Genomic DNA, 9,678 nt, shown 5'->3' with positions numbered 1-9,678 from the left:
TCAGGCCGGCGTGGCACGGGGTGAAGCCGAGGCCAAGCTGCAGGAATACCGGGGTCATAAACGGCAGCGTGGGCATGAAGCGCATCGTGGTGCAGGTGGTGAACCGTTTTGGCTACCGCCGGGTGCTGATCGTCGCCACCGTCGGCCTGGCGCTGGTCAGCCTGCTGTTTATGGCCGTCGCGCTGGCGGGCTGGTACTGGCTGCTGCCGGTGGTGCTGTTTTTACAAGGCATGATCAACTCCAGCCGCTTCTCGTCAATGAACACCCTGACGCTGAAGGATCTGCCGGACCCGCTGGCCAGCAGCGGCAACAGCATGCTGTCGATGGTGATGCAGCTGTCGATGAGCATCGGCGTGACCATCGCCGGCATGCTGCTAGGGATGTTCGGCCAGCAGCACCTCAGCGCCGATGCGGCGACCGCGCATCAGGTCTTTCTCTACACCTATCTGAGCATGGCGGTCATTATTGCGCTGCCGGCGCTTATTTTTTCCCGCGTGCCGGATGACATCGAAGGCAATACCGTCATCGCCCGCCGCAAAAGGAGTGAACCGTGAAGTTTTGGCGTCCCGGCATTACCGGCAAACTGTTTCTCGCCATCTTCGCCACCTGTATCGTGCTGCTGATCAGCATGCACTGGGCGGTGCGTATCAGCTTTGAGCGCGGATTTATCGACTACATTAAGCGCGGCAACGAGCAGCGGCTGACGATGCTCGGCGACGCCCTCAGCGAGCAGTACGCCCAGCACGGCAGCTGGAAGTTCCTGCGCAACAACGACCGCTTTATTTTCCAGCTGCTGCGCACCTTTGAGCGCGACAACGACGACCGCTCCCCCGCCGGCCACGGCCAGGGCCCCGGGCCTGACGGCGAGCGCGGGCCAGGCCCCGGCCCGGACCGCGGCCCGCCGCCGGATAACGGGCCGCGCGGTCCCGGGCCGGATATTCCGCCGCACGGCTGGCGGACGATGTTCTGGGTGGTGGATCAGAAAGGCCGGGTGCTGGTCGGCCCGCGCGAGCCTGTGCCAGAAGACGGCACCCGCCGCGAGATCCTCGTTGACGGCGCCGCGGTGGGGGCGGTCATCGCCTCGCCGGTGGAGCGCTTAACCCGCAATACCGATATCAACTTCGATCGTCAGCAGAAGCGCACCAGCTGGCTGATTGTGGCCCTGGCGACCATCCTCGCGGCGCTGGCCACCTTCCCGCTGGCGCGCGGCCTGCTGGCGCCGGTCAAGCGGCTGGTTGAGGGCACCCATCGCCTCGCGGCGGGGGATTTCTCCACCCGGGTCACCGCCAGCGGCGGCGACGAGCTTGGCCGCCTGGCGCAGGACTTTAACCAGCTCGCCAGCACCCTTGAGCGCAACCAGCAGATGCGCCGCGACCTGATGGCGGACATTTCCCACGAGCTGCGCACGCCGCTGGCGGTTCTGCGCGGCGAGCTGGAGGCCATTCAGGACGGAGTGCGCAAATTCACCCCGGACTCCATCCCCTCCCTGCAGGCGGAGGTCGCCACCCTGACCAAGCTGGTTGACGATCTGCACCAGCTGTCGATGTCGGACGAGGGCGCGCTGGCCTATCAGAAAACCTCCGTGGATATCATCACCCTGCTGGAAGTCGCCGCGGGAGCCTTCCGCGAGCGCTTCGCCAGCCGCGGGCTGGAGATCGGCGTATCGCTGCCGGAAAGCGCGATGATTTTCGGCGACGGCGATCGCCTGATGCAGCTTTTCAACAACCTGCTGGAAAACAGCCTTCGCTACACCGACAGCGGCGGCAAGCTGCTGATTAGCGCCGCGCAAAGCGGCCGGATGCTGATCGTCGACTTCGCCGATAGCGCCCCTGGCGTCAGCGACGCCCAGCTGGAGCGCCTCTGCGAACGCTTCTACCGCGCGGAAGGCTCGCGCAATCGCGCCAGCGGCGGCTCCGGCCTCGGGCTGGCTATCTGCGTGAATATCGTCGCCGCCCACGGCGGCACCTTACGGGCCGGCCATTCGCCTTTTGGCGGGGTTAGCATTAAAGTAGAGTTACCTCTGGAACGCGATTTATCGAGAGACGTATGACTGAATTACCTGTTGATGAAAACACTCCGCGTATTCTTATCGTGGAAGATGAACCCAAGCTCGGCCAGCTGCTGATCGACTATCTGCTTGCCGCAGGCTACGCGCCGACGCTGATTAACCACGGCGATCGGGTGCTGCCCTACGTTCGCCAGACGCCGCCGCACCTGATCCTGCTGGATCTGATGCTGCCGGGCACCGACGGTCTGACGCTGTGCCGCGAAATTCGCCGTTTCTCCGACGTTCCGGTGGTGATGGTGACGGCCAAAATTGAGGAGATCGACCGCCTGCTGGGGCTGGAGATCGGCGCCGACGACTATATCTGCAAGCCCTACAGCCCGCGCGAAGTCGTGGCGCGGGTGAAAACCATCCTCCGCCGCTGCCGGCCGCGCCCGGAGCTGCAGGCGCTGGATGCCGACAGCCCGCTGATCGTCGATGAAGGACGTTTTCAGGCCTCGTGGCGCGACAAGCTGCTGGACCTTACCCCCGCGGAGTTTCGCCTGCTGAAAACGCTCTCCCAGGAGCCGGGCAAAGTATTCTCACGCGAGCAGCTGCTGAACCATCTCTACGATGATTATCGCGTGGTCACCGACCGCACCATCGACAGCCATATTAAAAACCTGCGCCGCAAGCTGGAGTCGCTGGACGCCGAGCAGTCGTTTATCCGCGCCGTCTACGGCGTCGGCTACCGCTGGGAGGCGGACGCCTGCCGGCTGGCATAGGCCGGCGGATGCCGTTTCTGCCATCGCTATTACCCGCCTGCTGGCGGGTAATTTTTTGATGCTAAAAACGCCTCCGGCATTATCGTCCATTTAGCGCCGCCTCATCCTCGCAGCAGGCGCAATTGCCGTCATTGACCCGCCGACCGGCGCAGGCGGCGGGAAAGGGTTTACCTGCCTGCCCCACGGCGCTACAATGCCCGCCCTTAATGTGGGGACACTCCCCAACTCGCCCACCAGCTGCGGCGAATCTGACCTGTCATCAGAACGAGAAAATCATGTTTAAACCGGAACTCCTTTCCCCGGCGGGAACGCTGAAAAATATGCGTTACGCTTTCGCCTACGGCGCAGATGCCGTTTATGCTGGCCAGCCGCGCTATTCTCTGCGCGTGCGCAACAACGAATTCAACCACGAAAACCTGCAGCTCGGCATCAACGAAGCCCATGCGCTGGGGAAAAAGTTCTACGTGGTGGTGAATATCGCGCCGCATAACGCCAAGCTGAAGACCTTCATTCGCGATCTGCAGCCGGTAGTGGAAATGGGGCCGGATGCGCTGATCATGTCCGATCCGGGCTTAATCATGCTGGTACGGGAAAACTTTCCCGAGATGCAGATCCACCTCTCGGTCCAGGCCAACGCCGTCAACTGGGCAACGGTAAAATTCTGGCAGCAGATGGGGCTCAGCCGGGTCATTCTCTCGCGCGAGCTGTCGCTGGAAGAGATTGCCGAAATTCGCAGCCAGGTGCCGGAGATGGAGCTCGAGATTTTCGTTCACGGCGCGCTGTGCATGGCCTACTCCGGCCGCTGCCTGCTCTCCGGCTATATCAACAAACGCGACCCGAACCAGGGCACCTGCACCAACGCCTGCCGCTGGGAATATAACGTTCAGGAAGGCAAGCAGGACGACGTCGGCAATATCGTTCACAAATATGAGCCGATTCCGGTACAGAACGTTGAGCCCACTCTTGGGATCGGTGAGCCGACCGATCGGGTATTTATGATTGAAGAAGCCAAGCGTCCGGGCGAATATATGACCGCCTTCGAAGACGAGCACGGCACCTACATCATGAACTCGAAGGATCTGCGCGCCATCGCTCACGTTGAGCGCCTGAGCAATATGGGCGTGCATTCGCTGAAAATCGAAGGCCGCACCAAGTCCTTCTACTACTGCGCCCGTACCGCGCAGGTCTACCGCAAGGCGATCGACGACGCTGCCGCCGGCAAACCGTTCGACGAAAGCCTGCTGGAAACCCTCGAAGGGCTGGCCCACCGCGGCTATACCGAAGGCTTCCTGCGCCGCCATACCCACGATGACTATCAGAACTACGAGTACGGCTACTCTCTGTCAGAGCGCCAGCAGTTTGTCGGGGAGTTTACCGGCGAACGTAACGGCCAGCTGGCGGCGGTGGCGGTGAAGAACAAATTCACCCTCGGCGACAGCCTTGAGCTGATGACGCCGCAGGGCAACGTCAACTTCACCCTCGAGCATATGGAAAATGCCAAAGGCGAAGTGATGCCGGTCGCCCCCGGCGATGGCTACACGGTCTGGCTGCCGGTACCGGAAGATATGGTGCTGCAGTACGCCCTGCTGATGCGCAACTTTGCCGGCCAGAGCACCCGAAACCCGCACGGCAGCTAGTTTATCAGGGTTATTTTTTCAGGATGCACGGATATTAGAAACGGATCACATACCGTTCCGCTTAAAGTCGTTATCATCCATTTCGCTGAAAAACATAACCCATAAATGCTAGCTGTACCAGGAACCACCTCCTTAGCCTGCGTAATCTCCCTTACGCGGGCTTATTTTTTATTATTAACCCACCAGCTCTCCTTGCCTGATTTCCTCCTTATCGCGGGGGCCCATTAGCGACCGTAACCCTGATATTAAAAATAATGCCCGCCTTTCCCGCAGGGTTTGCTTTCGCCTGCGCGACAACTCCGCCTTTCAGGCTCGCCGGCCCGATAGCCCAGGCCGTTTCTCCCCGATTCATTAGACCGATAATTATAATCACCTCAATTAAATGATAATGATAACCATTTGCACTTGATGAAACAGAAGCATAAACTGCCACTCTTTATTTTTTTAGCGTTTTAAACCAGCAATCAATCAACTATTGGATTTTCATCGCCAACCTTGCTGTATTTTCGATATCTTTTTAAAAAATAAGGAAATTTTATGGGAAAACGCGCCTTAATTCTCACCTTGTCGACGTCGGTTTTTACCGGCTCGACGCTGGCGGAGGGAAAAAATGACAATGAAGAAATTATGGTTGTTTCATCTACGGGGAGCGCTGAAAATACCCTCTCCGGATCTGATTTAAACAGATTCAGAGGAATTGCCAATGCAGATATTTTTTCCTCTGAAACCTATATCCAGTCAAATAATATGCGAAATGAGGCGGGTTCGATCGATCCAGGAATCAGGGGACTGCAGGGAGAAGGCCGCGTTCCCGTGTTTATTGACGGCTCGCTGCAGTCGACCCACACCTCAAGAGGTTATCAGGGAACCAGCGACAGAACGTACATCGACCCTGATTTAATCAGTAATATCACCATCAGCAAAGGGGCCTCACAGAATAACAATGCCTTTTCATCCGGCGCCATCGGTGGGGTAATAAATATAAAAACCCTCTCCACCGAGGATATTATCAACCCCGGTAATAGCTACGGCTTACTTCTTAAGCTCAGAACCTTCAACAATAATAAAAAACCTGATATCCCTGATGATTATGCGGAACAGAGCTATTATCAGCTGACGGACAAGCCCCGCGGGTATGATTTTAGAAACGGCTCCGCCACGCTGGCCTTTGGCTTCAGAGATGATAGCGTTGACACCGTCGTTGCCTATAGTAAAAGATCCACCGGGAACTATTTTTCCGGGAAAAATGGCTTTAAAAAATTCAAGGATCCGGTGGTATTTAAAAATGAAGAGGTCGTAAACACCTACTTTGAAAGCGAGTCATTTATTTATAAGCTGGCGCTCAACGCGAATGACAATCATCACTTCAACCTTGCCTACCGCAACCATCGTCAGCAGGCCGGCGAAACGCTGGCTGCCTACTGGTATAAAAACGCCAACGACATTGATTTCGAGCCCCTGCCCGCGGGCGTGGAGTCCATGCCGCAATGGAAGCCCGGCAGCGCAATTGTGAATGCCTACAGCGCCGGATATACCTATACCCCCGTTGACAACAGGCTGATTAACTTAAATCTGAGCTACTGGCTAACCGATACGAACTTAAAGCAGTATAACGGCCTGTGGGCTCTGGGGACCAATGCGCAACAGTATCTCCATGCCTATAGCAACAATAAAAACGGGATCGCCATTGTCAATGAAAGCCAGTTAAATATGCTCACGCTCCGCTACGGATCGTCAACGCAAAAAGAGAAGCTGGCGCCGAAATCTGACGGTCTGACCCGCTTTACCGCCTACCCCACCTCGCGCCACGGTGAGAGAAGGGAAAATGCCCTTTTCGTCAACGGAATGATTGAAAGTGGCCCGCTTCAGGTCAATCTGGGGATTAACTATCATAATTCTGAGGCCAACGATTTTCAGACCAATCAAAGCGTAAAATATCAGGCGAAAGCGGACCTGAGCTCCGAAATAAGCTATGCGCTGACCCCAGGCACAACCCTGTTTGTGAAAGCAGCCAGAAACTACAGAATGCCGAGCCTGTATGAAACCACGGTATCAAATGAGATATTCAGCTATAACCCGGCGGATCCTATTGCGCCGGAAGTCTCCCTGCAAAAAGAAGTGGGGGTTAAGATACATCGCCCCGCTTTGCTCTCCACAGAGGATACGCTTGACCTCTCCCTTTCCTGGTTTAACAACAGGACCAATAACTTTATCTCTCCCGGAATAAAGGATAAAACCGCGGGAATGCCGGCATGGCAGGATAACTTCACCTTTATGAATTATGATAAACTCGATTTATCCGGCTTTGACTTTTCGCTTAAATACAGCAGCGAACTGTTCTACTCCGCCATTTCCGCCACGCTGTATAGCAAAACAGCGGTGTGCTCAAACTACTATGCGCAAAAATATAACACCAGCAACTGTAATAATATGGGCTTCGCCTGGGGACTAACGCCCACCAGAATTCCCGCCAAACAAAATATCTCTGTAAATCTGGGGAAAAAGTTCCTCAATGAAACCGTCGATGCGGGCATCAGATACCGATATCACTCGGCGAAAACCAACCCTGCGGGTTGGCTTGAGGGGACGGCAGCCAACCCGGTTATCGAAATTCCTTCCGGGTACCAAATTGATCTGTATGGAGAGTATGTTTTAAATAAAAATGCGACCTTTTTTGCCGCCGTTAATAACGTCACGGATCGGTATGATATCCAGCCCGGAGCGGTTATCAGCATGCCAGATCCCGGCAGAACGGTGATGCTCGGCGTTGACCTCCGCTTCTGATCGTCCCCCGGTAGAGGCGCTATCCGGGAAGAGGGCGATTTTTACGCCCTCTTCCCTGCCGACTATGCGCTATAAATATTTATAGCCATCATACCTCGAGGAAGTCGACCTTACCGCCAGCAAGATGATACATGCTGCCAACCATTTTGATTTTCCCTTGTTCTTCCAGCTTTCTCAGCACCGGACTATTTTTGCGAATATTTTCGATTGTCAGCTCGACGTTTTTCCGCGCCACGGCATCAACGAAGTCATAATTACTGCCTGTACGTTCGCCGCTGTACTCGGTTTTGGCGATGGCCGGTTTAATTTCATCCAGCAAGCCGGTCAGGTTACCTAATTCGGCATTATCGATGGCCCCGCGGACGGCGCCGCAGCGGGTATGCCCCATTACCAGCACCAGCTTCGCACCGGCGACGGCGCAGGCAAACTCCATGCTGCCTAACATATCGCGGTTGCTGATATTACCCGCGACCCGAGAGTTAAAGGTTTCACCGATCCCCGCATCGAGAATAATTTCCGCCGGCGCGCGCGAGTCGATACAGCTGAGGATCACCGCCGCCGGGAACTGCCCCGCCAGGCTGCTGCGCTTTTGCTGCAGATAATCGTGCTTAAGCGGGCGGTTTTCCCGGAAACGCAGATTACCCTGTTTAAAATGTTCAATGACCCCATCCGGCGTCATACCGTCGCGTTCCTCTTTGCTCAGAGACGCGGCAAAAGAGATCGTCGGTACCGATAAGGCCGCCAGCCCGGTGATGGACAGCGCGGAAAGCGCTAACGTCTGCTTCAGAATGGTACGACGTGAAGGTTCAGCTTGTTGGTTCTGTTTCATAATATCTCTCTATGGACCGGGTTATGCAAATTACGCAGATAATCTCCTGGTAAAGAACAACCAAACTAAAACCACAGGATATATAGAGATATTTTTTTGCCCTTTGTTTAAAAAACGACGCTCGCAGGGACGAGTTGTTAATATAAATAAGCCTTTTAAAAAGATAATTAACATAAATCGCACAGTTTAAAAACCGTGCGCAAATAAGGTGCGAAGCCATCGCCTCATGCCGGATTATCGGGCAGGAGCATTTGACCTGACGCTGACCCGTACGGTAGTCGCTTTCTCCGTGATATTCAGCCAGGGGCGGCCATAGACGAAGTTAATATTTCCGCTCCCCTGCTGGACGCCTTTAAAGGTGAAGGTTCTTTCCACCGGGCAGCCCGTGGCTCGCTTACCGCAGCTGGCGGGCTGGCGATAATTCTCGGCGACCAGCATGACCTGTGCGGGTAAGGAACGTAGCATCCACTTGTAGCCGGTGCCCGGGATGTCCTGCAGCGTAACGGTAAACTGCTCCCCGCCGGATATACTCTTCTCCGTCACCGGCGCGGAGAGCGCCTGGAAGGAGAAAACCAGGCAAAATAACGCCATGCAGGTGTTCGTTACGTAGGTGAATGTGTTACGGGACATCCTCTTTTCCTTACTCTATCAATGGTCAAATTTACCCGCGCAATTCTGCCACTCCCGTGCAATCTATCACAGGACGAATACCGCGCTGGTTGAGCTACCATTGCAGAAAAAGGGGAACGCGGTTATCGATAACCCGATATCCGTGCCGTCAGGGCCGATAATTGACAAAATATCCATCCTGCGCTTCATACGGTACACTTCCTGCATCTTGTACAAAAAGGAAGCCATAACTATGCCCGTGTTTCCGTCCAGCTTACTGATCCTGAATGGCAAAGGCGCCAATGAGCCGCAGCTGCGCGAAGCGATAACGCTGTTACGCGACGAAGGCGTCGATATCCACGTCCGCGTCACCTGGGAAAAAGGCGACGCCGAGCGCTTCGTCGATGAGGCCGAACGGCTTAACGTCGGCACGGTGATTGCCGGCGGCGGCGACGGCACCATCAATGAAGTCGCCACCGCGCTGGTGCAGAGTGGCAGCAAGGCGGCGCTGGGGATCATCCCCCTCGGCACCGCCAACGACTTCGCCACCAGCGTCGGCATCCCGCAGGACCTCGCCAGCGCCCTCAAGCTGGCGATCGTCGGGCGCGATATCGCGATTGACGTCGCGCGGGTCAACGATAAAACCGGCTTTATCAATATGGCCACCGGCGGCTTCGGCACGCGGATCACCACCGAAACGCCGGAAAAACTTAAGGCCGCGCTGGGCGGCGTCTCCTACCTGATCCACGGCCTGATGCGCATGGATACCCTCAAGCCCGACCGCTGTGAAATTCGCGGGGAGAACTTCTCATGGCAAGGGGACGCGCTGGTGATCGGCATCGGCAACGGACGTCAGGCCGGCGGCGGCCAGCAGCTGTGCCCGCAGGCGTTAATCAACGACGGGCTGCTGCATCTGCGCATCTTTACCGGCCAGGAGCTGCTGCCGGCGCTGTTCAGCACGCTGGCCAATCCCGACAACTCCCCTAACCTGGTGGACGGCGTATCGTCGTGGTTTGAAATTACCGCCGCCCACGAGATGACCTTTAACCT

At 56.3% G+C, this 9,678-nt stretch carries 8 protein-coding genes; 6 read left to right on the top strand and 2 right to left on the bottom strand.

What is annotated here, in order from left to right; translation table 11 throughout:
* The 5 genes from PFH44_RS21600 to PFH44_RS21580 all read left to right on the top strand — a co-directional run.
* The coding region (locus PFH44_RS21600; protein WP_283826101.1) for an MFS transporter at positions 1 to 554 on the top strand (554 nt) is incomplete at its 5' end.
* Positions 551 to 2,050 carry an envelope stress sensor histidine kinase BaeS gene (gene baeS / locus PFH44_RS21595; protein WP_128877622.1) on the top strand — a complete coding sequence of 500 codons (1,500 nt, stop codon included), beginning with the start codon at positions 551 to 553 and terminating at the stop codon, positions 2,048 to 2,050. The genes PFH44_RS21600 and baeS, both read left to right, overlap by 4 nt.
* Positions 2,047 to 2,769: an envelope stress response regulator BaeR gene (gene baeR / locus PFH44_RS21590; protein WP_045855766.1), complete on the top strand. Its 723-nt coding sequence runs from the start codon at positions 2,047 to 2,049 to the stop codon at positions 2,767 to 2,769. Before baeS ends, baeR begins: the two co-directional genes overlap by 4 nt.
* A gap of 275 nt (positions 2,770 to 3,044) precedes the next feature.
* Positions 3,045 to 4,406 carry a prephenate-dependent tRNA uridine(34) hydroxylase TrhP gene (gene trhP / locus PFH44_RS21585; RefSeq protein WP_045855769.1) on the top strand — a complete coding sequence of 454 codons (1,362 nt, stop codon included), beginning with the start codon at positions 3,045 to 3,047 and terminating at the stop codon, positions 4,404 to 4,406.
* 537 nt (positions 4,407 to 4,943) lie between these two features.
* Entirely contained in the window at positions 4,944 to 7,190 is a 2,247-nt protein-coding gene (locus PFH44_RS21580; protein ID WP_283826100.1) for a TonB-dependent receptor domain-containing protein, read from the top strand.
* 88 nt (positions 7,191 to 7,278) lie between these two features.
* Here the strand turns inward: PFH44_RS21580 and PFH44_RS21575 are convergent, their stop codons facing one another.
* The gene (locus PFH44_RS21575; RefSeq protein ID WP_283826099.1) at positions 7,279 to 8,019 is read right to left on the bottom strand and encodes a carbonic anhydrase; all 741 of its coding nucleotides are present in this window, start codon (positions 8,017 to 8,019) and stop codon (positions 7,279 to 7,281) included.
* A 234-nt stretch (positions 8,020 to 8,253) separates the two neighbouring features.
* A complete protein-coding gene (locus PFH44_RS21570; RefSeq protein ID WP_283826098.1) occupies positions 8,254 to 8,649 on the bottom strand; it encodes a protease inhibitor I42 family protein in 396 nt (131 codons plus the stop codon).
* 232 nt (positions 8,650 to 8,881) lie between these two features.
* On the opposite strand from PFH44_RS21570, the gene yegS reads away from it, so the two are divergent.
* Positions 8,882 to 9,678 (top strand): lipid kinase YegS (yegS, locus tag PFH44_RS21565; RefSeq protein WP_283826097.1); only part of this gene is annotated, 797 nt, incomplete at its 3' end.

The organism is Klebsiella sp. Ech2A, assembly GCF_030078455.1.
GTDB classification, from domain to species: domain Bacteria; phylum Pseudomonadota; class Gammaproteobacteria; order Enterobacterales; family Enterobacteriaceae; genus Klebsiella; species Klebsiella terrigena.
Note: the sequence above shows the minus strand (reverse complement) of the source record. Positions and strands in the feature narration are given on the sequence as shown.

Coding starts and splice junctions, on each gene's coding strand:
- PFH44_RS21580 (WP_283826100.1), top strand. CDS start 4,944: ATGGGAAAACGCGCCTTAATTCTCACCTTGTCGACGTCGGTTTTTACC.
- baeR (WP_045855766.1), top strand. CDS start 2,047: ATGACTGAATTACCTGTTGATGAAAACACTCCGCGTATTCTTATCGTG.
- trhP (WP_045855769.1), top strand. CDS start 3,045: ATGTTTAAACCGGAACTCCTTTCCCCGGCGGGAACGCTGAAAAATATG.
- PFH44_RS21570 (WP_283826098.1), bottom strand. CDS start 8,649: ATGTCCCGTAACACATTCACCTACGTAACGAACACCTGCATGGCGTTA.
- PFH44_RS21575 (WP_283826099.1), bottom strand. CDS start 8,019: ATGAAACAGAACCAACAAGCTGAACCTTCACGTCGTACCATTCTGAAG.